Raw genomic sequence first — 23,319 nt, 5'->3', positions numbered from 1 at the left:
TTTATAGTTCAACCAAAACGTCCGTTTACATAATCATCCGTCAAATGGCTGGATGGTCGCTCGAAAATCGTTTCAGTTCGATCGTATTCCACTACTTCCCCGTGCAAGAAGAAGGCGGTACGATCTGAAATCCGTGCAGCTTGCTGCATATTGTGCGTCACAATGACAATGGAGACATCTTTCTTCAACTCGCGGATCAATTCTTCCACTTTGTTGGTCGACACTGGGTCTAATGCAGAAGTGGGTTCGTCCATGAGCAAAACAGAAGGTTCAATCGCAAGTGAACGTGCGATGCAGAGTCGTTGCTGTTGTCCACCAGAGAGTCCGAATGCACTGGAGGACAGACGGTCTTTCACTTCATCCCAAAGAGCGGCTTTCTTCAGACTGTTCTCTACGATTTCGTCCAACATGGCCTTTTTACGGATGCCATGCAGCTTAGGTCCATAGGCGACATTGTCGTAAATCGATTTCGGGAATGGGTTTGGCTTTTGGAACACCATCCCCACCTCGGATCGAAGACGTTCCACGGTTGCATGTAAAAGATCTGTTTCTTTAAACTTGGCGGTACCAGCAATCCTTACAGCAGGGTCGGTCTCAACCATTCTGTTCAACGTTTTTAAATAGGTGGATTTTCCACACCCTGAAGGACCGATGATTGCAGTCACTTCGTTTTCATAAATCGTTAGATCGATATTTTTTAGTGCATGAGTGGTTCCATACCAAACGTTTAAATCTTCCGTTGTAAAAATCGGTTTGGGCGCTTCGGTTCGTGCAACGACCCGCAACCGAGTGGCTGGTCGGTAATTTGTCAAAGTAGTCATGCTCGCTGCCCCTTTCTCGTAACTTCTTCATCAGTATAGCGAAGGAGTGTTGAGGGGGTATGAAGGTAGTGTAAAGATTGTGTAAAGATGGATCACTCGAAAATATATTTGAGCGCTTTCAGTGCCTGATCCGGTGTTTCTACCGTCGCATGTGCTTTTCTAGATAGTTCCTTGAGCGCGTGGTGATGCTCATAAGGACGTATTAAAATCAACGGCTTGTTGAGTGCGACTGCAGTACTTGCATCCATTGCAGTATTCCATTGCTTATATTTTTCACCGAAAAACGCGATGACAAGGTCACATTTCTTAAGAAGCAGTTCGGTCCGCAAATTATTGAAACTAGAGGCTGCAGCATCCTTTGCGATAGCATCGTGTTGCTTCCCGAGAATTTCCTCTCCAATATTGTCCGAACGGTCGTGGTCTTCCATTGGGCCATAAAATGTGACGGGTAAACGAAGCGCAGCTGCTTTTTCTTTGATTTCCTCACGCCACGAACTGTGTATTTCACCTGCTAAGTATACCGATAATTCCATTTAAATCTCCTCCTCAATTCTAGTGTTTTCATTGTAGCAGAATATTGCCTCAAATTGTCGGGGCGAGTACACTAAGGAAAAAGGGAGCGATGGGGATATGAAAACAATCTGGCATAACGGCATGATTTACACGATGCAAAAAGAAGGAGAGACAGTAGAAGCTGTATTAACTGAAGACGGGACAGTTCTTGATGTAGGAACCTTCGATAGTTTACGAACGCAAGCAAATAATGAAGTCGATTTGCAAGGAGCAGTCATGTATCCCGGATTCATAGATAGCCATATGCATATGATCGGCCACGGTAGTCGATTGTTGCAATTGGATCTGTCATATGTGAATTCTGCAGAAGATATGCTTAGCAGACTGAAAGAAGCCAATGCAGATCATCCGGCAAGTGAGTGGTTCAAAGCGGACGGATGGAACGAAAATAACTTCTTAGACCGTCGGATTGTGACTCGTTCAGAGTTGGACGCAATTAGTACGTCTCCCATGTTTTTGAAACGCACATGTCGTCACGTTGCGCTTGCCAATTCGAAAGCATTAGAACTGGCGGGGATTACGAAAGACACGCCTGATCCAGGCAACGGTACGATTGTGAGGGATGAGTCAGGAGACGCAACAGGGCTACTACTTGAAGGTGCTGCGGATCTAGTAGAAGCAGTCATTCCGGTGCCAGACGAAGCGGCACTCACACGTGCGTTGCAGGCGTCCGTTAAAGACTTGCTGGCTCGTGGAATCACAGGTGCTGTGACGGATGACCTTGGTTATTATGAAGACTACCGTAACCCGCTCCAGGCATTTAGGAATGTGATCGGTGAGGACAAGTTGAAATTCCGAGCACATCTGCTACGACGTTCGACAGTCTTTCAATTACTGATGGAAGATGAAGCAACGTATGATGAACCTTGGATTCATGGGGGAGAGATGAAATTCTTCATCGATGGGGCGCTAGGTGGAAGAACCGCTCTTCTGAGCAAACCGTATTCCGATGACCCAGGAAATTCAGGGATGGCCGTGCTGACAGATGAAGAAATCCGAGAAAACGTCAAGATTGCAAGGAAATATGGAGAAGCGGTCGCAGTTCATACAATCGGTGACAAAGCGTTGGAAAAATTACTTGATGTAATTGAAGTATACCCACCTGCAGTAGGAAAAAGAGACCGTATCATCCACGTCAACGTACTAAGTGACGAATTAGTCGATCGTATGGAGAAACTGCCAATCATCCTCGACATTCAGCCAGTGTTTGTATCATCTGACTTCCCTTGGGCCAAAGACCGCCTCGGTGAAGAACGGATGGACTGGGCATACGCATGGAGAAAGTTGCTCGATCGAGGATTCATTTGCGGAGGAGGCTCGGATGCTCCTGTCGAAGAGGTAGACCCGCTGCTCGGAATCTATGCAGCTGCAACCCGTCGGAAGCCAGGAGAAACGCATGAAGGCTATCTTCCAGATGAGAAGCTGAGTCGTTACGAATCTGTCGCTCTATTTACTTCCGGTAGTGCGGCAACCATGAATAAAACGGACAGCCGTGGCAAAATTGCAAAAGGATTTGACGCCGACTTCACGATTTTAGATCGCGATTTGCTGACAGTAGACAGTGAAGACATGCTGAAAGCGAAAACCGTTATGACGGTTGTGGCGGGAGAGATTATGTATAAAGGTTAGTAAAACGTAAATTTATAGTGGAATCTGAACTTCTAATCCTACATCTAGAAAATGGGATTAGAAGTTTTCTTTTATTGTTTAGTTTTTGGAAAGTAGTTCGATAATTCACATATAAGTGTTATGATTGGGAGGATGGATTATTTTATTCAGCAAACGTACATGATTTATTTTCAATGAAAATATAGCTAGTAATAATGTGATAAACCAGATACACCATCAATTTGACCTATTTCCTCCTTGGTTTTCATTCGTCTTCTATGTGAAGGATGAATATAACTAGGTTCCACTAATAATTGTCCCCGAAAATAAAAATAGAACATGCAGGTGATTCATTATGGCAAAAGGCATAGAGAGAATAACAGAAAATCCACTTCTTTATACGAAAGACAATATAATTTATAGGGTAAGTGAAAGCTTTTTACACTTAACTGGCTACAAAGAGTGTGAATTGATAGGGAAATCTCTTGAAGAATTAGACCAATTACTCAAATCCGAACATCAGATAGCGTTCCAGGATATTAAAGATATCTATTGTCTTCATATTTTTAATAGCGATAACGTGCCATTAGAAGTTAAAGTTAGCTTTGATAGTTTAGATAATGAAGACCATAAAGTGTATCACTTTGAAGAACAAAAGAATTTGGCGCTAGAATTCTTGTTAACTAACTTTTGCGGCGACGAAACGAATAAAAATGGATGTACAGCAATATTTAGCTATCCGGATTGTATTCTGCTTAGCCATGATGAAAACTACATCCCGACATTGCACTTAATGGATATAGCTTCTGACGATCCAATAGGCAAATGTCCATCATTCTCAACAAATATTTTAGATTTACTTAAACGAGGGACTTCCTTTCATGAATTTGAAGTGGAGTCACGCGGCTCTGAAGGAGCAACTACTTATTGGGATATAAATGTAAAAATGATTTCTGGAGATGGAACAAAACAGTATTTAATAACTTCTTTTTATGACGTTACGGAAAATACTCGAGAAAGCAAACTTCTCAGAAAGCAAAAAAGAGAAATGAAATTCATTTTGGACAATATGTCAGATGGGGTAAATATTTTAGACAAAGACGGAGAGTATACGTATATAAATAAAGTGAGCAAGCAAGTTTTAGCTCCATGTATCCCAGATATAGATACAGTAAACAGCAAACAGGTATATAATGCTTTTGCAATGATTGATACAAAAGGAGAGAAATTATCGTTTGAAGACATTGCAGAACAAAGAGTGTTAAGAGGAGAAAAACTAACTAAACATATGGTAATTGGAGCAAGTGAACTTCCGACAACTTACTATGAATGTGATGGGACACCTATCTACGATGAGCAAGGGAATATAGAGGGTGGCGTTCTGATTTATAAAAATGGTGAACCGGGTTTTAAATTTGAAGAATATACTGCGTTGCAAGAAAGTGTAGAAAAGATTTCTATGTTCTATGCATCATTCTCTCACAAAGACTATAAAATAAATTATCTCAATCAGTTTTCATTTCAAGCCTTTAAAGAAGAATGGCCAGAAATAAAAACAGAGTCGGATATAATTGGGAAGAACTTTTTTAATTACTATAGAGCCGAAGATCTAGAGGAATTGCTTCAAGATATCAATAAATCTATTGTAAATAAATCCTCATATCTGCATAAATTAGAGTTTACTCAAGATGGGGTAACAAATCATACGAAAACAATTTTTCAGCCTATTATCAATCAAAATAATGAAGTAGAAAAGATAATTGCTTTAGGAATCGATATATCAGATGAAGAACTAGCTAACAAAACGATGGCAAAGCTTCTTAAATCTCAAGAAGAACTGTTCATCAACACCTCTCATGAACTAAAGACTCCATTAACTGTAATATTCAGTGGCGCTCAATTATTAAATTTATATTTGGAAAATGATTCTTTAGAAGACTACAGAGAAGATATTTTAACTATTAATAAAAGCACAATAGGAAATTGTTATAGACTGACCAGACTCATAAATAATATATTGGATATTTCCAAAATAGAATCCGGACTGCATGAATTAAATTTATCTACTTATAATGTCGTGGGGATTATAGATGATATTGTGGAATCCGTTTCAGAATACACGAAATCGAAAGGCATCAAAATCATATTTGACCCGGATATTGAGGAACTAATTATGGCAGTGGATGTTTATAAATTTGATAGGATTTTACTTAACCTGATTTCGAATGCAATTAAATTCTCGCTACCAGGAGAAGCGATATTAATAGGGCTAGTGAAAAAAGACAAGCATACTGTAAGTATCTCTGTAACTGATGAAGGCATCGGAATCGATCAAGAGAATGTAGATGCGATCTTTGAGAAATTTACACAATTGAATCGAAATTTAAATCGCATAGCTGAAGGTACGGGACTGGGATTACCCATAGCTAAATCTTTGGCAGAGCTACATGGAGGCAGTATACGTGTAGAGAGTACGTTAGATGAAGGGAGTACATTTACAATAGAACTTCCTATTAAGAAACTAGAGAATGGAACTAGTAATCAGGTTCATAGTAGCAACATGGATAGAGATGAGTTAATAAAATATGAGTTTTCGGATATCTATTTATAAAAGTAAGATGTGTTAAGAGATTTGATCTTAATGAAGTAATTGAAAGCGTACCTGAGTGAGAAACAATCATGTGAATGCTTAAACATCCATGAGAGTTTCTCACGCAGGTACCTTTTTTAAGCCTTGGGTAGTGCAGCAACTTTGGACAAAGCTCAAGGAGTGAGGGGATCATGATCGAAATTAATGATTAAATAAAGAGCTGCCGAAACGAAATGGTTTGTTTGCTATTCAGCTCAAACACATTCATACCTAATTCATAATAAGGGAGCGTGGTTACGATGTTACTATCGGATGCGTGCGAAAATACCAATCCGATAAAAGAATTGAAGGTTATTCACCTCTAACATTAAAAACATACGGGTACCAATATGATTTGTTAACGCGCTATTTGGGTGATGTCAACATAAGAGAGATCACAACCGATAACTTGAAACAGTATTTAGGAGAAGCAGCTGAGCAGTTGAAACCATCCAGTTCGGGACACCGTATACGATTTGTAAAATCTCTATTTAGATGGACCCATGAGGAAGGATTTATAGTGAAAAATCCAGCTTCAAAGTTGAAAGAACCCAAAATAGAAAAGCGTGTTCCCAGATTCCTAACCAAACATGAAATTGAACATCTTCGCGAAAGTTGTCAAACATCCAGAGAGAATGCGTTGTTTGAGTTTTTCTATTCCACGGGCTGCCGGATCGGTGAAGTGGAAAAATTGAACCGGGAAGATATTGACTTCACCGGAAACTCAGTCATTGTCCACGGCAAAGGGGATCGAGAGAGGGAAGTGTATTTCAATCTGCGGTGTGCCATTTGGTTAAAAAGGTATTTAGAGGAACGGAAGGACGAGGATCCTTGCTTGTTTGCCACAGAGCGTAATCCGATTAAGCAAATGAGTATAGATTCGTTAAGGTACGTATAGCAACTATCAGGTCGAGCGAACATAAAAAAACAATTCACCCTCATCAGTTACGTCACAGCTATGCGACTCATATGATCGATAACGGGGCCCCGCTTGAAGTGATTCAAAGCCTCCTGGGTCACGAAAAAAGTGAAACAACAAGAATTTACGCTCAACTTAGTGGAAAACTGAGATACAATCTCTACACCAAATACTTTTAAAGATTTTATATCTGGATATTATTCCTATTATTGGAATTTGTGTTATGATTGAATAAATAGTTAAAATTGTTGTTGAGGTATAGAACTTTAATTATGCACTATGCCCCAAACGGGCCAGATTGTTGCACATCAACTTGAAAATGAATACCAGGAGAGTCACTATGGAAATCTCACTAATTAGGCATGGTAGATCTATGTGTACTGAGAATAATCGAATAAAATGCATGGAGTTTAAACAATGGATTGAACAGTATGATTGTAATGGGGTTTTTGAAGAAAACTCCTATCCGGCAGATACACTTGAAAGAATAGCAACGGCAAATATTGTTATTACAAGTGATCTAAAAAGATCTATCGAATCAGCAAAATTGTTAAATCGAAATTTAACAGCAGTATCAGACCCCTTGTTTCGTGAAACAGAGTTGCCTATTCCAGTAGCTAGGGGAATGAAATTAAATCCGAGTACTTGGAGTTTGATTTTAAGATGTTTGTGGTTTTTGGGTTATTCAAGAGATTGTGAGTCTTTGAATGAAGCAAAGGATAGAGCTAAAAAGGCATCAAAATTATTAGTATGGTATGCCGAAAAACATACGTCGATAGTATTGGTTGGTCATGGTTTTTTTAATATACTGGTCTCAAAAGAACTTCAGAAGATGGGTTGGAAAGGTAAAAGTAGTCCGAGTTCAAAACATTGGAATTGTACTACATACTCTTTATTCAATTAACGGGCGCAAATCTGGAATAAGAATTTGCGTCCATTATGCAATAAAGCCAATTTAATGCATTAAAGATTTAAAGTGGGGGTTGGGAAAATGGAACATGCTATGGGGCTTTATGAAGCACCCTTTAATTCAATTAAGTCTGGTAGAAAGACAGTGGAAGTAAGATTGTACGATGAAAAACGAAGAAAATTAGGGTTAGGTGATATCATAAGATTCACCAAACTTCCAGATAGTAAAGAAACAGTAACTGTGGAAGTTATCGAATTAAATAAGTATCCAACTTTTAAAGAGTTGTATGAAAGTATCCCAGCAAGGGACTTCGATGCTGTTGGTAGTTCTATTGATGAAAGGGTTGAACGTATTCATCATATATACACTCCAAAAGAAGAAGAAAAGTGGGGTACACTAGCTATTGCAATAAAGCTTTGTTAAAGAATCGGGCCAGATTGATGCAGGTACGGAGAGAGATGATACTTTGAAATTTATTGAATTTGGAATAGGAAATACTTGGCTTGTTAGGACAGAAACAGAGTTGGCAGACGGTACTGAACACGAAGAAAAAGGAATAGTAGGACCTATAAAGTATCAATCTTTTTACATAAGGATTTGGATTGGTAAAACTGTTCTCATCCTTGATACGAAGGAAGGTTTCAAACGGAGTAGAAAAAAACGGATAGCCATTAAAATAATATTTGGTATAACTAGCAATTAAGTTGCAGCGTGCAAGAACCGGGCGCGTTTGTAGAACAAGAGAACGTATACTGATGGTATTTTTTATGACGCAACCGGACCATAACGTGTCGTAACAACACCTTATATAGGTGTATTTTAAAATTTATCAGAATTGGTTTATTATGGTACTATGAAACAAATAGATTTTGTTCCGCAATCGGGTCATTTTACGGAACAAATCATGGTATAATTACACTGTCTAAAGATTTCCACATTGTAATTTTTAGACATTACTTGTTAAGGGAGGCGTTCATTATGACAAACAAAAAAACTTTTTTACTGAAGAACTTAAAGGGGATAACGCCTAACTAACAAAGTTTACTTAGCGTTTCCCCAAATTTGAAAGGGGAAAATTTATGCTTACAGGTAATGTGAAAATCGAAGAATTAAACGAAGGAAACTGGTATGAATGTTGTGAATTGAAACTATCAGAGAAACAAACAGAGTATTTGGAGTCAAATGCTATATCAATTGCCCAATCAAAGTTTGAACCGTCATTAAAACCTTTTGCAATTTATTATGAAAACAAAGTAGTGGGTTTTCTTATGTTTAACACTGAAAAAGAGGAACTTGATGGCTATTGGGTATTCAGAATAATGGTCGATGAGAATTATCAAGGTAAAGGTATAGGGAAAGCTGCGACAAAGTTAATGATTTCAGAGATGAGTAAGTTGCCAAATGCAGAAAAGATTGTTGTTGGTTATCATCCGGAAAATCAGGAAGCTCATCACTTATATGCCAGTTTGGGATTTATTGATAATGGTGACCGGTTTGGACAAGAAATGGCTGTTATCAAATATATAAACGAATAAATTAAAATAAGGGGAGCCTGTTTTTGGTTCTCCCTTTTAAATTTAAGACTGTTCCAGAATAGGGCGCAATTGTGGAACAGCACCATAGCTAACATAAGCTTTTGTCTCATACTCCAGATATTAATTAACAAAAAGAATCCATTCTGAACAATAATTGTTCAGAATGGATTCTTTTTGTATACTCAATTTCAGTCACCCGCGGAATGGCCACCAAACACCTCGGCCAAACGATACGGTGATCGCCGGAATCAGGAGCGGCAGGATGATGAGGCCATACAGCAAGAGACCTGTAATGACGATGGTTGCAATTTGTACAAGGCTTAATACTCCAGAAGGCATCATCGCGCCGAATGTGCCGGCGAGGATGACGGCGGCGGTGATGATGACCGTGCCCATCTTCGCCATGGAAATCTTCAATGCATCGGCAATCGTACTTCCTTTGATGCTCTCTTCACGCAAGCGGTCGAGCAGGAAGATTGAATAGTCGACCCCGAGTGCGATCAGCATGATGAACCCAAAGAATGGAACTGCCCAGCTGATGCCGTCATAACCAAGCCCATTCACGAAAATCAGTTCCGTCACGGAAATGGCCGTGTAGTAAGTGAGTAGCAACGAACCAATCATATACATTGGCATAATGGCTGATCGGAATAGAATCGTCAATACGACGAACAGTCCAACCAACATAATGACCACGGTCCTGGTAAAGTCTTTCGATGAAATATCATCTAGATCGGAGTTCATGCTGGAAATACCTGCGAATGCAACCTCCGTATCTTCAAATGGAGTACCGATGACAGAAGTCCTTACGCTGTCCTTAATCGCATGCACTGTTGCAATCGATTCACGGGCATAGGGATCATCTTTCAATATCACTTCCATAAGAATTCCGGTTTCGTCGCCAAATGTATAACGATCGATGACTGGTTGGAACTCTTTTTCGCCGAGCGTACCTGCGGGAATGTAGATTCCTGTATCGCGGATACTTGGCGTTTCACTCATATCCTTCAGCATATCTGTTACTTCTGTCAGCCCTTTACTAATTTCAGTCAAACCATTCTTAGAATCGGTGACGCCTTTGGCAAGTTGACCGAGCCCACCGCTGAGCTGACCGACCTGGGAGCCGGATCCTTCAATCTGTCCCGCAGCGCCATTCAGGCTGGATGAGATTTTTCCTAGTTCCTTATTGAGGGCGTTTAATCCGCCAGCTGCTTGTGCGGCAGGCATTCCTTGAGACAGTCCGCCTGCGATTTGGCCGAGTTGGTCATTAATCTGGCCGATACCTTGAGCGGCTTGTCGCAATCCAGCACCACCTGATGATGCTTCAGAACCAGACGGCAACTGGCTTGCGGCATCGTTCAGTCCGCCCTCGACTTGCCCGAGTCCGTCTTGGACGCTTTTAATGCCGTCATTTGCTTCTTTTAAACCATCGGAGATGAACCCTAATTGTTTGTCAACATTTAAATCGTCGATCTGTTCACCCGTTGGACGGGTAATCGTACGTACGGATTTCACGCCCTCCACTTTCTCTAGGTTACGGCTAATTGTCTCTAAGTAAGGGACATCTTTTTCATCGACAATCGAATTGTCGTCTTTTAAGATGACCTGGACTGGAAGAGAATCCCCTTTACCGAACCCTGCAGAGATCAGATTCAGCCCTTTCACGGACTCTTTCGACTGATCGATTTCATCTACAGTATTAAAGGAAAGGTCGTTGTCGTATGTCAGCAATAATGGCACTGTAATAACGGCAACAATTGCCATTGAAAGCAACGGACGTGAAACGGACAGTTTGCTGAAACGTATCCACAGTTTACTGTCATTGTGAGTAGTCGCTTGCTTTGCTGGCCAGAACAATTTGTCTTTCAGCAACATCATGAACAACGGCACGACTGTGAATAGCACGAGAATCAAAACAGCAATTCCGACTGCTACCGCAACTGCGGATTTAAAGATTGGGAAATCTGCGAATCCAATTGCCGCAAACCCGATGAATACAGCGAGTGAACTGATAATCAATGTACGGCCAGCAGTTTTGTACGTATTCACAATTGCTTCCTGGATTTCATGCCCTTCGATCAATTCTTCTTTGTATCGGCTCAAGAGAAGGATACAGTAGTCGGTACCGAGTCCGAATAGAATCGCGACGAGGAAGATCTGCGTATAGTTGGAGACCGGGAATCCGAACCAGTCAACGAAGAACGCAACGAGAGATTGGCTGAGTAAATACGTAATCCCGACGGCGATCAATGGAACGATTGGAGTCACGATCGATCGGAACACGATAAGTAGCAAAGCAAAGATGAGGACAACGGTAATGACCTCCGTTTTCTTCAATCCTTCTTGCGCACTTTCGTTTACGTCATTGTTAATGATTGCTTCGCCAGTTAAATAGACGGTTGTGTCTTTCGGCAAGATTTCAGAGCGGATTTTTTCGCTTAGATCGATGATTTCTTCTTCAGAACCATCTACCGTAATCGGAACGAGTACCGTCTTTTTGTCTTCAGAGACGAGTTGGTTCTCAACCTCTTCGCTTTCAAATGGATCCATGACAGCGGTCACGGGTTTTCCTACATTTTCAATATCTTTAGCGGTGTTTTGAACCTCTTTTTTGTCTTCATCAGAGACGGCTTTGTCAAAGTCATAGACGAGTGAAAGAGTATCTTCTGAAGCGCCTGCTTTTTCCAAGATGTCCGCCGCTTTTTGTGAATCAGCATCTTCCGCTAACTGGAATGAGCCTGCTTCTTCAGCTTGTTTTGCAAGGTCTGGTGCAACGAACAGCAGTCCGACTGCAAGACCTAGCAGGACGATGAAAATCGGCCATCTGAATTTCAAAATTGTCTTCATCAGTTAAGCTCCTTCATTTGCAAAATGTCCTTTAGTTTTCGAAATGTTTTCACGAAATGAATCAATTCTTCTTCAGAAATTTCGTTTTCAAACAACCGGGAAATGGATTCGTTAATCGCCGCATTAGAGGCAAAGAGTATTTCCTGACCGAGTTCTGTCAGACGAACTATTTTGGTTCGTTGGTCATGAGGCACGCGTGCTGTCTGGACCAACCCCTTTTCCTCAAGCTTCTTTATCCGTGCCGTAATTGCACTTTTATGGACACCCTGAAGCTCCGCGAGTTTTCCGTTGGATAACGAACCATAAGCAGACAACAGTTTTAACGTTTGAATCTGCTCTGGAGAATATTCTTTTCGAATCGGAGATTGTACCGATTTTAAAAAATGTTCAGTTCCATAAATCATTATTTCTTCGAATAGTTCAATCGCCTCAAGTAATGTTTCTTTCAAAATAAGTTCACCCCCTAAACTATTACTAGTTTAGGGGATAAACTATCAAGCGTCAACTAGAATGTTTTCTTTGAATCATGCGAGGCAATACCGAACCGCTCATGTGATAAACTAATAGAAAAAGGAGTGGGTAACTATGGACGGTAAAAACAGAAGTGATATTCATCCAGGACTGAAAGTAGCAGTCATCTTGAAGAAAGATCAGCGGAGCGGTGTGAAGACAGAGGGGATTGTCAAAGATTTGCTGACAAATTCAGCCCATCATCCCCACGGCATCAAAGTTCGTCTTGAGGATGGACAAGTCGGTAGAGTGTGCGACATTTTAGGGGAATAAAAAAACTACTAATGTGAATAGGAGGGAAATCATGGGGTTCGAACAAACTCTAGGTATTCAACATCCAATTATTCAAGCACCAATGGCAGGAATCACGACACCTGAATTCGTTGTAGCGTGTACAAAAGCGAATATATTAGGCTCAATTGGAGCTGGTTATTTATCTGCATCCGATACACGCAGCGTAATTCAAGAAGTGAAAGCACTAACAAATGGGCCTTTTTCTGTAAATCTATTTGTGCCAGACAAAACACCGTTTGACCAAGAGCAATTACGTTTAGCGTATTTAGCACTACAACCAATCGGAGAACAACTTGGCATGCCGTTTTGGAAAGCACCACTTTCTGAACCAGATTTTCACGGACAGATCGACGTAGTGATAGAGGAAAAGCCAGCCGCTTGTTCGTTTACGTTTGGAATTCCAGATGCAGAATCTGTTGAAAGACTTCACGATGCAGGAATAATTTTGATTGGGACCGCAACTACTGTAGACGAAGCGATGGCAGTGCAGCAAGCGGGACTAGATATGGTTGTCATTCAAGGGTCAGAAGCCGGGGGGCATAGAGGATCATTTCACCCAGGAGGTCCACTAATTTCACTGGATACCTTACTTGAGGAAGTTCGCGAGGTCATTCAAATTCCAATCATCGTTGCTGGTGGCATTGCAACGAATGAGCGGATGAACGAACTGCTGAAAAAGGGTGCTTTCGCTGTTCAAATTGGGACTGTACTTTTAGCAACAGAGGAAAGCGGAGCATCAATTGCCTATAAACATGCTGTTTTGAATGCTACTTCTGATAGTACAGTGATCACAGATGTGTTTTCCGGAAGACCGGCTCGTGGCATCCGAAATCGATTCATTGAACAGATGAACGAATCTCCGATTGCACCCTATCCCTACCAAAATGATTTGACGAAACATATTAGAAAAGAAGCGGCATTGCAAAACAATGCAGAGTATCTGTCGTTGTGGGCGGGATCATCTGTTGAAAACACACAACCAGGCACTGTTGAGAGTACTATAGCCAAGATCCTATCTAAAGAGTAAATGAGGAGAGTGCTTTTGTGCATTCTCTTCTTTTGAGTTGACGGAAAATACAGTATACTTGAACAGACAGAGGATTGAGAGGTGCGGGCAAAATGGATTTACTAATTATCATGTTGGAACGAGTGGGGACGATTGTTGCGGTTGCGTTCATCTTGACTAGGTTTCGTTTCTTCAAACAGCTTGTGCACCAAGACACACTCGATCGTCGACAAACTGTGAGTGCCATTGTGTTTTTTGGTTTTTTCGGTATTATCGGAACGTATTTAGGCGTTGCCTTTAACACGGAAACGTTCCATTTCAATAGCGTGACGATGAATCTAGCAGGAGACGAAGCGATTGCCAATTCCCGTGTCATCGGGATTGTTGTCGCCGGATTACTTGGGGGTTATCGATTTGGTGTTGGTGCAGGTCTCATCGCTGGAATTCATCGAATGACGTTAGGCGGATTTACTGCGTTTTCATGTGGACTGTCGACAATTTTGTCAGGGATTCTAGCTAGCTACTTCTATAAAAAAGGGAAAACAGTCAAGCCGCTCGCGGCATTTGCAATCGGTGCGCTCGCTGAGTCCATTCAAATGGCACTGATTCTCGTCCTCTCGAAGCCATTTACTGAAGCATGGGCGCTCGTTCAAGCAATCGGTCTTCCAATGATTATCGCAAATGGAGTTGGAACGGCTATATTCCTTCTTATTGTGTATAACGTGATGAGTGAACAGGACAGAGCAACTGCACTTCAAGCGCAAAAAACGTTACGAATTGCCAACCAAACTCTCGCACACTTAAGAAAAGGCATGATACCTGAAACGTGCAACGAAGTGTGCCAGATTCTTTTCAACGAGCTCTCACCGAGTGCTGTAGCAATGACGAATCGGAAAGAAATTCTAGCACATGTTGGAGTAGCGAGTGATCATCACCGTTCGTACAGTCCAATTCAAACACACATAACGAAAGAAGTGCTTCAGCATGGAAATCGTGTGGTTGCCAATGACCAAGTCATTCACTGTATTCACACGGATTGCCCACTTGGAGCAGCCGTAATTGCACCATTGAAACAAAGGGACCAAGTGGTTGGCACGCTCAAATTATATTATCCATCTGAAAAAGCCATTACAGATGTCACAATTGAATTGATTGATGGACTTAGTTCGTTACTTAGTGATCAGTTGGAAATTGCTGCTGCGGACCAGGCGCATGAGCTTGCGAAAGATGCAGAGATCAAAGCATTACAAGCACAGATTAGTCCACACTTCTTCTTCAATTCACTGAACGTCATTATTTCTCTTATACGAACGGATCCCGATCAGGCACGTCAATTGTTGACTTCCTTATCAAAATTCCTGCGACAAAACGTTGAAGGAACAACTGCCGCACGGGTGACGCTTGAACAAGAATTGGCTCACGTGCGGGCCTATCTACAAATCGAAGAAGCACGCTTTGTCGACAAACTTACGATTGACTTTGATGTCGATCCTTCTGTCCTTTCGCAGCTTATACCACCACTTACACTTCAGCCAATTGTCGAGAATGCTGTTAAACATGGAATCGCAGATATGGCGCGAGGTAGTGTTGTGAAAGTGATGATTGCTGCACGAGATGGAGAAACAGAAATTACAGTATCAGATAATGGAAAGGGGATTACAACAGAACGGCTGGAGACTTTGGGGGAACACCCAGTTGAGTCGGAGTCAGGTACTGGGAGGGGACTATATAATGTACATCGTAGGTTGATGATGACGTTTGGCGATCAAGCAGGTCTTCAATTTACAACAACAAACGGGGAAGGGACGGTCGTGAGATTTGCAATTCCAAAAGAAGAGGTGATCCACCATGTCATCTAACATTCAAGCACTCGTTGTGGATGATGAACGCTATGCACGTGAAGAACTCATATACCTGCTTAGTCGGCATTCGAATGTGAAAATCATTGGAGAAGCGGATTCGGGGGACGCAGCCATTATGCAGGCAATCCGGTTACAGCCAGACGTCGTATTTTTGGATGTGGAAATGCCGAAGATGAATGGGATTGAAGTCGCGGCTGTTTTAAGAGAATTGAAGAATCCACCACAAATCATTTTTGCAACCGCTTATCCTCAATTTGCAGCGGATGCGTTCCGTGTGAATGCAATTGACTACTTATTGAAACCCTATGAAGAAGAACAGATTTCACAAACATTAAATCGGATTCGCGTGAAGGAAACGCCAGAGACTGTCCAAGAGTCTATCCATCAACTTGGGAAATTAGCAATTGAACGGGAAGGGGAAATTGTCTACGTCCCCATTCGTTGTATTTTATACATTTGTCGTGAAGATAGTGTGACACGAATCATAACAAAGACGACAGAGCATGAAGTAAAGACGACGTTAAAAGAGTTGGAGACGCGACTCGCTACTTTTTCGTTTTATCGTATTCATAAAAGTTATCTAGTCAATCTGTTACACGTCAATCGTTTGTCACCTTGGTTCAATGGTGCCTATCAGCTCGAAATCGAGGGTAGCACGGAGAAATTGTCAGTGAGTCGTAATTATGTAAAAGGCTTGAGGGCAAAACTTGAGCACTAACACGACACCTTAATGTCCCCCACATGCATCTTAAACTTGAAAATCGACATGTTAACGTAAAACCCATCTATTGTTAGAATAATTAATCTAAACTAATAACAGAACATATAAAGACAAAGGGGTGGGAATTGCGTGTATACATTTCTATTTGGGGTAGCGTTACTCGTTGTCGGCTATTTCACGTATGGGAAATTCGTGGAACGTGTTTTCGGGGTGAAGGAAGAACGTCAGACACCTGCTTATGCAAACGCTGACGGTATTGACTATGTACCCATGAACACAAAGAAGAACTCCTTGATTCAGTTGCTGAATATTGCAGGAGTTGGTCCGATTTTTGGTCCAATCATGGGAGCACTATATGGACCGGTAGCATTTCTCTGGATCGTACTTGGTGCGATTTTTGCGGGTGCCGTCCATGACTATTTAACAGGTATGATTTCTATTCGAAACCGTGGCGCACATTTACCGGAACTCGCTGGTAAATTCCTCGGTAAATTCATGAAACATCTTGTAAACGCTTTCGCAATTTTACTATTATTACTCGTTGGAACAGTATTTGTTTCTGCACCTGCAGGCTTGTTGTACACATTGATGAATGGCTGGGCAGCAATGGGCTTCATCATTACAGCAATCTTCATCTATTACATTCTCGCAACGTTGCTTCCGATTGATAAAATCATAGGGCGCTTCTACCCAATTTTCGGCTTGTTGCTGATCATCAGTGCACTGGGCGTTGGTGGTGGAATGCTAGTTACTGGAGCACCGATTCCGGAATTGTCACTAACAAACTTGCATCCGGATAATATTCCGATCTTCCCGCTTCTTTTCTTGACGATTTCATGTGGAGCATTGTCCGGTTTCCATGCGACACAAACTCCTATCATTTCTCGCACGACACAAAGTGAAAAACAAGGTCGTAAAATCTTTTACGGCATGATGATTGCTGAAGGGATTATCGCAATGATTTGGGCAGCTGCTGGTATGGCGTTGTTCAATGGTCCAGTTGGATTGAACGAATTGCTTGCAGCAGGTGGTCCTGCAATGATCGTTAGTGAAGCTTCTGTGATGATGCTTGGCGCTGTTGGCGGAACGCTCGCAATCCTTGGCGTTATCATCTTGCCGATCACTTCAGGAGACACTGCATTCCGTAGTGCTCGCATGATTATTGCTGACTATTTCAAATTACCACAAGTGAAAATCATGAGTCGTCTATGGATTGCACTTCCACTATTTGCAGTCTCTATCGCGTTGACATTTGTTGACTTCGATATCCTCTGGAGATATTTCTCATGGGCGAACCAGTCGACAGCAGTCATAGCGCTCTTTGTCGCAGCAATGTATTTATTCATCGCAAAAAAGAATTACTGGATTGCGCTCGTACCCGGGACATTCATGCTCATGGCAACAATGACGTACATCTTGAATGCGCAAATCGGATTTAGATTAGAGATGGATGTCGCGTTAATAGGTGCTAGTGTAATTTCAATATTCCTAGTAGCGCTGTTCTTCTTTGCAGCTGTTAAAGCTCGGAGAGAGAATATACCTTTGGAAGTCACAGCTCCAGAGTGGGACGATGCACTAGCAGGAGCGGCATCGGCTGCAACGACACCACAAGAATAAATAGACGGGACCTTCGGAAAAAACACCGAAGGTCTTTTGTATATTCTTCTATACGGCGCTCCTTGTTCCCTTGTATACTAGTCACAGACAGGGGGATGCTGGATGCGTAAATACATAGGTGAAATCGGCCTGCTTGTGACGGCGATTATTTGGGGAACAGGATTTCCTGTCAGCGCGATTGCGTTAGACTATTTTAGTCCGTATCAAATTCTTGCAGGACGGTTTATCATTGGAGCCGTATTGCTTGGAGTTTTGTTTTATAAGAAATTGTTGAACCTCTCTAAGTCTGTTCTTTTGAAGGGTGGCCTACTAGGTGTGTTCTTGTATAGTGCATTTGCATTCCAGACGGTTGGTTTGCAATTTACAACACCGTCCAATAATGCATTTTTAACGGCGGTGAACGTACTGATCGTCCCGTTCATTGCATTCGTACTATATCGTAGAAAAGTAAGCGCATTTGAGCTCATCGGTGCGGTCCTTGCAATGGCGGGAATTGCACTTTTATCGTTAAATGGCTCACTTTCGGTCAATCCTGGAGATGTATTATCTCTTTTATGCGCCGTGTTCTTTGCATTCCATATTTTTTACACAGGTCAATTTGTTCGAAAAGAAGATGCGATTACATTGACACTTGTCCAAATGACGGTTGCTGCGGTAATTGCCTGTATCGTAATCGGGGTAAAAGGAGAGATTGCTCTTCCTATCACGACGACTTCTGCGACTTCATTACTCTATTTAGGTGTGTTCTCAACCACGCTCGCATTCTTGCTGCAGACCGTCGCACAAAAGCACGTCTCTGAAACAAAAGCGGCCATCCTGCTATCAATGGAATCATTATGGGGAATGATCTTCTCCATTATCATGCTTAGCGAAATCGTCACAGCACAAATGCTCATAGGAGCTGCACTCATTTTACTAGCAATCCTACTAGCAGAAACAAAACCTTCATTTTTAATAAAAAGAAAAATCCGTAAATCCATATTGTGAATTCTAATATTATGAGCTTTTGGTTTTAATTATTGCTTATTATAATAGTTGTTTGAAGCGGCAGGTAACCTAAGTACGCCGCGTCCTGCGGCAACGGTTGCATGACTCACATCCTGTGAGCCCGTGGCCTAAAAGTCTCCGGAGGGACAAGCGAAGTATTGAAGACCCTGGACTGAGCGGAGCGAAAGTCGTAACGAAGAACGGCTTTTGCGAGTAAAAGCGAAGTGTTAGGAGCACAGGGCTGCCTTATTTTCTGCAAAGAACGCAGAAATACGGCCAATAGAGCCCCTCGGAAAGCTTCCACCTGCAGAGGAAAACAACGGTGCCAAAATGTATAATCTTGTGAGTGTATATAGGAAGGAATCGCAATTCGAAGCCAAACGTGCGATAATAAAGAAAATGTGCGAACGGACATAACTATCCGTAGAAAAGGATGAAAACATGAAAACAATTGATGTACTCGTAAACGATAAAAGTGGGAGCGCTTTAAAGAAAGGCTATCCACTTATCTTAAAAGACGCTGTCATGAACCCGGAAGTCTTAAAAGAAGAAGGAAGCTTGTTGCGAATAATCGATCGCAACCGTCGTTTCATTGCCAAAGGCTATTATGGAAACCAAAACAAAGGAATTGGCTGGGTACTTACGAGAAAAGAAGAAGAAGCAATCGACTTCTCCTTTTTCGAATCCCGAATGAGTGCGGCATTTGAACGTCGAAGTAACTTTAAGTTGAATACCCAAACGACTGCATACCGTCTATTTAACGGAGAAGGCGATGGTATTGGTGGTCTGACAATTGATTACTTTGATGGTTATTACATGGTGAGCTGGTACAGCGAAGGAATCTATTCAATGAAGCACCATGTCTACGGTGTGTTAGACAAAATCGTCAATGCGAAAGCGGTCTATGAGAAAAAACGTTTTGATACAAAAGGTCAGTACATTGATCAGGATGATTACGTATCAGGAACTCCTGGTGATTTCCCAATCATCGTCAAAGAAAACGGCATGAACTTTGCGATCGATTTGAATGATGGCGCTATGACAGGCGTATTCCTTGATCAGCGTGATGTGCGTGCTGCACTTCGAGACAAATACTCTGAAGGCAATCATGTACTGAATACGTTTTCTTATACAGGCGCGTTCTCAGTCGCTGCATTATGCGGTGGAGCTGTGAAGACGACAAGCGTTGACCTAGCAAAGCGTAGTTTAGCAAAAACGATTGAACAATTCAGTGTGAATGGTATCGACTATGAAGCACAAGATATCAAAGTGATGGACGTCTTCGATTACTTCCGTTATGCGAAGCGTCACGAGTTGAAGTTTGATGTAGTGGTACTAGATCCACCTAGCTTCGCGCGCTCAAAAAAGTACACGTTCAGTTCAGCAAAAGACTATACGGCTTTGTTGCAGGACGCGATTGCGATTACTGAGAAAAAAGGATTCATCGTCGCATCTACAAATAACGCAAGCTTCAGTATGAAAAAGTTCAAGACGTTCATTGACGAAGCGTTCAAAGCATCGGGTACGAAGTATAAAATTTTGGAAGAATCCTCTCTGCCAAAAGATTTCCGCACGAACCGAGATTATCCGGAATTCAACTATTTAAAAGTATGTATCATCCAGAAATTGAAATAATTAATTAGAGGACTTGTCTAAAATTTGATGCGACACTAATTGCTGCGCATGGTGGTTTTGTTGAAGGAAGTGGATAGCGTCCGCCTGGAACGTAAATCAACACCGTGTGTATACTACTCACAATTATGAAACCTTAGAAAGGCTGTTGCAAAAAGTCATCATTATGACCTTTTGTAACAGCTTTTCTTTTTGTCACAAATACGTTAAAGACAGGACCGAATCTATGAAGTACTCTTGAAGTAACAGAAAAATTCGGGAGGTTAGTTGGATGAAACGGATTGCCGGAATACTTATCTTAGGAGCATGGTTGCTATCAGGATGTTCTTATACATTTGCACATGAAGATGGTTACCGGATGGCTGTCATTAATGAGGGATTCCCCGTTCCCAACAATGCATATGAATTGAAACCGGAAGATTGTACGACAGAGATTGCGAAGTCTGCAAAGTACCAGATGAAAAGTATTGGAGACGAGGAAGGCACACCGCCTCCGGAGTATTTGGAAGAAATCAAAAGATGGGGATGGACGGAGCTGAAGGAAGCACGCGTTGGTAACGTCCATTACTTTAAAAAGAACGGAAAAATCATGTCTCTGATTATTCAACGTGACGTTTTTGACGTATTTGAAATGAGTGATGAAGTAAAGCTTTAAAAACATTCATAAAGACACATAATTTACCTGTATTCAGCCATCCTTAGGGTAAGGAGGTTTGAAAACGATATGAAACGTCTTTTAAAAGGAATGGTACTTGCAACAATAATGAGTGTTTTAGTTGGCTGCGGGGCAATGAATCAAAAAGTTCCTGTGAGTGCAGAACCAACAAAGACATTTGAAACGGATTTGATAAATACCGAGGGGAAACAAATTGGAGAAGCACATTTCACAGAAGTAGATGGAATTCTCACGATTAGCTTGGGAGCTGAGGGACTGAAGCCGGGCACACATGGCATTCATCTTCATGAAACGGCAGTTTGTACACCACCTGATTTCCAATCTGCAGGCAGTCATTTTAATCCGACTGATAAACAGCATGGTTTTGACAATTCCAAAGGGTATCACCTTGGAGACTTGCCCAATTTGGAAGTAGGAGATGATGGAAAAGTCGCAGTTAAAGTGCAAATGCATAATCTCACGCTCCAGCCTGGGAAACCTAACTCACTATTGGACGGAGATGGCAGTGCGCTCGTCATTCACGCAGATGCAGATGATTATAAAACGGATCCTTCAGGGAATTCAGGGGAACGGATAGCATGTGCGGAACTCAAGAAAAAGTGAAAAAACAGCCAGACTGAGCATCATGCAAACGGTCTGGCTGTTTTTTCATCTGAGTAAAAATTCTTCTGAATAATACGGTTGCATTTCTTGGTTAAAACTGACGCCAATACCAAGGCTACTATAATCTTTTAAGAGAATGTTTTCCCTGTGGCCTTTCGAATTCATCAGGCCTTCGTGCGCAAAGATGCTACTGGACTGTCCGTAAGCAAGGTTTTCCCCGGCACGTTTGAATCCAATGCCATCTTCTTTGATGCGATCGAATGGGGATTGGCCTTGTAAATTATCATGGCTAAAATAGTCATTGTCTGCCATATCCGTACTATGTTTCCGTGCGGTACCTGAAACAGCGCTGTCCCAAGAGAGGATAGAGCGGCCGTGACGGACCCGAGCTGCATTCGTAAGATCGAACAATTGACGTTCAAACCCATTACGGAGTGCTTCACTACGCTCAGCATAAAGTGATTTTTTGTTGTTCTCCAGTGCAACAGACACGAGTTCAACAGCAGTCACAGTTGTTTCTTGATGAATGTCATAAAATACATACGCATAGACATCTCCCAGTTTGAAAAGGTCCATTCCTTCATCTTCTTGAAGGACAAAAACGTTTAGCCCTTTACGCAACTTTGTCATGGGTTGGCCGAGTGCATTTCTGACATCTGTTTTTGAGGCGCCATACGACACACCGACTGTAGATGAGATGAGGTCATCATTTGTGTAAATGGCACCGACACGATTAGAGTCATCGAGAGAGACCATGACAAAGTTTTGATAATCGGTGTGATACGTTTGCCATTCAGTTCCGTATTCATTGAGTGATTGACTCTTAGGTTCTCCAAGTGTATCTGTAACTTGTTCAGCAGTTGCGCCAATTTCAATATTGTTGATGGAGATAGGAGTGTCCGTTGGCTTTGCAAGCGCAGGTTTGTCGACAGACTGTTTCGCATCTCGCAATCCTTCTGTTTTGTCCGAGATGATACCTGCGAGGTCTTGTGTAGCGGTCCGTAATGTATCGATTGTCGAGTCAATGGTATCTTTGTTGACAACGTCTTCAAGTTTTTCATCTATAGAGTCTAAGAAGGATAGGTCCACATACTTAGAGACTGGTTCTTCCCAATAAGGCTTTGAGAGAAAGAGGGCAACGAGAAGTAGCACAAATAGAAATAGTCGTTTCAAATAATTCGCCTCCTATACTTAGTATACCTTGCTCAAGTCGATTGAATACAGCGTGACCTCTTTATTTTGAAGAGGTGATAGTTTCCAGAAGAGTGGATTGCAGGTATACTTTGAGAAAGAAGTGAAGAATGGACGGATTTTTGTAGGATGCATACATAACGAGGAGCTGGTGGAATGTTTGGTGGTCTTAGTACAATCCCCAATTGGTTTTATATTTTAGCATTTTCCGTCGTCATCGTCATTGTGCTAGTCACCGAATGGAAAACGAGATAGGAGCATTCCTGTTAGAAGCTTTTTCGGGGACTTGAATAGAAAAAGCCCTCTTGGTATGATGCGGGGTGTCAAATCTGCACGAATTGACCCCTAATTTGCATACCAAGGAGGACTCATCATGAA

Annotated in this window: 22 protein-coding genes; 17 read left to right on the top strand and 5 right to left on the bottom strand. The window is 41.8% G+C overall.

Features of this window, described 5'->3' with window-relative positions; genetic code table 11:
* Positions 1-8: 8 nt before the first annotated feature.
* Positions 9-821: a phosphate ABC transporter ATP-binding protein PstB gene (gene pstB / locus M3197_RS09605; protein ID WP_251661092.1), complete on the bottom strand. Its 813-nt coding sequence runs from the start codon at positions 819-821 to the stop codon at positions 9-11.
* Positions 822-913: 92 nt separating this feature from the next.
* Positions 914-1,354 carry a YtoQ family protein gene (locus M3197_RS09600; protein WP_251661090.1) on the bottom strand — a complete coding sequence of 147 codons (441 nt, stop codon included), beginning with the start codon at positions 1,352-1,354 and terminating at the stop codon, positions 914-916.
* A 97-nt stretch (positions 1,355-1,451) separates the two neighbouring features.
* Between M3197_RS09600 and M3197_RS09595 the strand changes: the two genes are divergently transcribed.
* The 8 genes from M3197_RS09595 to M3197_RS09565 all read left to right on the top strand — a co-directional run bounded on the left by M3197_RS09595 (position 1,452) and on the right by M3197_RS09565 (position 8,995).
* A complete protein-coding gene (locus M3197_RS09595; RefSeq protein ID WP_251661089.1) occupies positions 1,452-3,023 on the top strand; it encodes an amidohydrolase in 1,572 nt (523 codons plus the stop codon).
* Positions 3,024-3,357: 334 nt separating this feature from the next.
* Positions 3,358-5,613, top strand: coding sequence for a PAS domain-containing sensor histidine kinase (locus M3197_RS09590; protein ID WP_251661087.1), 2,256 nt, complete (start codon positions 3,358-3,360; stop codon positions 5,611-5,613).
* A gap of 295 nt (positions 5,614-5,908) precedes the next feature.
* Positions 5,909-6,529, top strand: a complete 621-nt coding sequence (locus M3197_RS09585) for a tyrosine-type recombinase/integrase (RefSeq protein ID WP_432813992.1) — start codon at positions 5,909-5,911, stop codon at positions 6,527-6,529.
* A 71-nt stretch (positions 6,530-6,600) separates the two neighbouring features.
* A complete protein-coding gene (locus M3197_RS17470; protein ID WP_432813991.1) occupies positions 6,601-6,729 on the top strand; it encodes a tyrosine-type recombinase/integrase in 129 nt (42 codons plus the stop codon).
* A gap of 161 nt (positions 6,730-6,890) precedes the next feature.
* Positions 6,891-7,454, top strand: a complete 564-nt coding sequence (locus M3197_RS09580; protein ID WP_251661084.1) for a histidine phosphatase family protein — start codon at positions 6,891-6,893, stop codon at positions 7,452-7,454.
* An 87-nt stretch (positions 7,455-7,541) separates the two neighbouring features.
* The gene (locus M3197_RS09575; RefSeq protein ID WP_251661082.1) at positions 7,542-7,883 is read left to right on the top strand and encodes an ASCH domain-containing protein; all 342 of its coding nucleotides are present in this window, start codon (positions 7,542-7,544) and stop codon (positions 7,881-7,883) included.
* Positions 7,884-7,926: 43 nt separating this feature from the next.
* Entirely contained in the window at positions 7,927-8,163 is a 237-nt protein-coding gene (locus tag M3197_RS09570; protein ID WP_251661081.1) for a DUF3977 family protein, read from the top strand.
* 376 nt (positions 8,164-8,539) lie between these two features.
* The gene (locus tag M3197_RS09565; protein ID WP_251661079.1) at positions 8,540-8,995 is read left to right on the top strand and encodes a GNAT family N-acetyltransferase; all 456 of its coding nucleotides are present in this window, start codon (positions 8,540-8,542) and stop codon (positions 8,993-8,995) included.
* A 192-nt stretch (positions 8,996-9,187) separates the two neighbouring features.
* Here the strand turns inward: M3197_RS09565 and M3197_RS09560 are convergent, their stop codons facing one another.
* Together M3197_RS09560 and M3197_RS09555 are read right to left on the bottom strand one after the other, a co-directional pair.
* Entirely contained in the window at positions 9,188-11,842 is a 2,655-nt protein-coding gene (locus M3197_RS09560; protein ID WP_251661077.1) for an MMPL family transporter, read from the bottom strand.
* The gene (locus M3197_RS09555; protein ID WP_251661075.1) at positions 11,842-12,291 is read right to left on the bottom strand and encodes a MarR family winged helix-turn-helix transcriptional regulator; all 450 of its coding nucleotides are present in this window, start codon (positions 12,289-12,291) and stop codon (positions 11,842-11,844) included. The genes M3197_RS09560 and M3197_RS09555 overlap by 1 nt, the downstream gene beginning before the upstream one ends.
* Before the next feature lie 136 nt (positions 12,292-12,427).
* On the opposite strand from M3197_RS09555, the gene M3197_RS09550 reads away from it, so the two are divergent.
* From M3197_RS09550 to M3197_RS09510, 9 genes are all read left to right on the top strand, one after another.
* Positions 12,428-12,625 carry a YwbE family protein gene (locus M3197_RS09550; RefSeq protein WP_025783794.1) on the top strand — a complete coding sequence of 66 codons (198 nt, stop codon included), beginning with the start codon at positions 12,428-12,430 and terminating at the stop codon, positions 12,623-12,625.
* A gap of 31 nt (positions 12,626-12,656) precedes the next feature.
* The gene (locus M3197_RS09545; protein WP_251661072.1) at positions 12,657-13,673 is read left to right on the top strand and encodes an NAD(P)H-dependent flavin oxidoreductase; all 1,017 of its coding nucleotides are present in this window, start codon (positions 12,657-12,659) and stop codon (positions 13,671-13,673) included.
* Positions 13,674-13,765: 92 nt separating this feature from the next.
* Positions 13,766-15,511, top strand: a complete 1,746-nt coding sequence (locus M3197_RS09540; protein WP_251661071.1) for a sensor histidine kinase — start codon at positions 13,766-13,768, stop codon at positions 15,509-15,511.
* Positions 15,501-16,232 (top strand): LytR/AlgR family response regulator transcription factor, encoded by a 732-nt coding sequence (locus tag M3197_RS09535; RefSeq protein WP_251661069.1) that lies wholly within the window; start codon positions 15,501-15,503, stop codon positions 16,230-16,232. The genes M3197_RS09540 and M3197_RS09535 overlap by 11 nt, the downstream gene beginning before the upstream one ends.
* Positions 16,233-16,364: 132 nt before the next feature.
* Positions 16,365-17,852 (top strand): carbon starvation CstA family protein, encoded by a 1,488-nt coding sequence (locus M3197_RS09530; RefSeq protein ID WP_251661067.1) that lies wholly within the window; start codon positions 16,365-16,367, stop codon positions 17,850-17,852.
* A 102-nt stretch (positions 17,853-17,954) separates the two neighbouring features.
* Positions 17,955-18,839, top strand: a complete 885-nt coding sequence (locus M3197_RS09525; protein WP_251661064.1) for a DMT family transporter — start codon at positions 17,955-17,957, stop codon at positions 18,837-18,839.
* A gap of 441 nt (positions 18,840-19,280) precedes the next feature.
* Positions 19,281-20,474, top strand: a complete 1,194-nt coding sequence (locus M3197_RS09520; RefSeq protein WP_251661062.1) for a class I SAM-dependent rRNA methyltransferase — start codon at positions 19,281-19,283, stop codon at positions 20,472-20,474.
* A 268-nt stretch (positions 20,475-20,742) separates the two neighbouring features.
* Positions 20,743-21,126, top strand: a complete 384-nt coding sequence (locus M3197_RS09515) for a hypothetical protein (RefSeq protein WP_251661060.1) — start codon at positions 20,743-20,745, stop codon at positions 21,124-21,126.
* Between the two features lie 69 nt (positions 21,127-21,195).
* A complete protein-coding gene (locus tag M3197_RS09510) occupies positions 21,196-21,750 on the top strand; it encodes a superoxide dismutase family protein (RefSeq protein WP_251661058.1) in 555 nt (184 codons plus the stop codon).
* 45 nt (positions 21,751-21,795) lie between these two features.
* Here the strand turns inward: M3197_RS09510 and M3197_RS09505 are convergent, their stop codons facing one another.
* Positions 21,796-22,923 (bottom strand): CAP domain-containing protein, encoded by a 1,128-nt coding sequence (locus M3197_RS09505; protein ID WP_251661056.1) that lies wholly within the window; start codon positions 22,921-22,923, stop codon positions 21,796-21,798.
* Between the last annotated feature and the right edge of the window lie 396 nt (positions 22,924-23,319).

The sequence above is a fragment of the Sporosarcina aquimarina genome, from assembly GCF_023715615.1.
Taxonomy (GTDB): Bacteria; Bacillota; Bacilli; order Bacillales_A; family Planococcaceae; genus Sporosarcina; species Sporosarcina aquimarina_A.
This window is presented reverse-complemented; position numbering and strand designations above follow the sequence as displayed.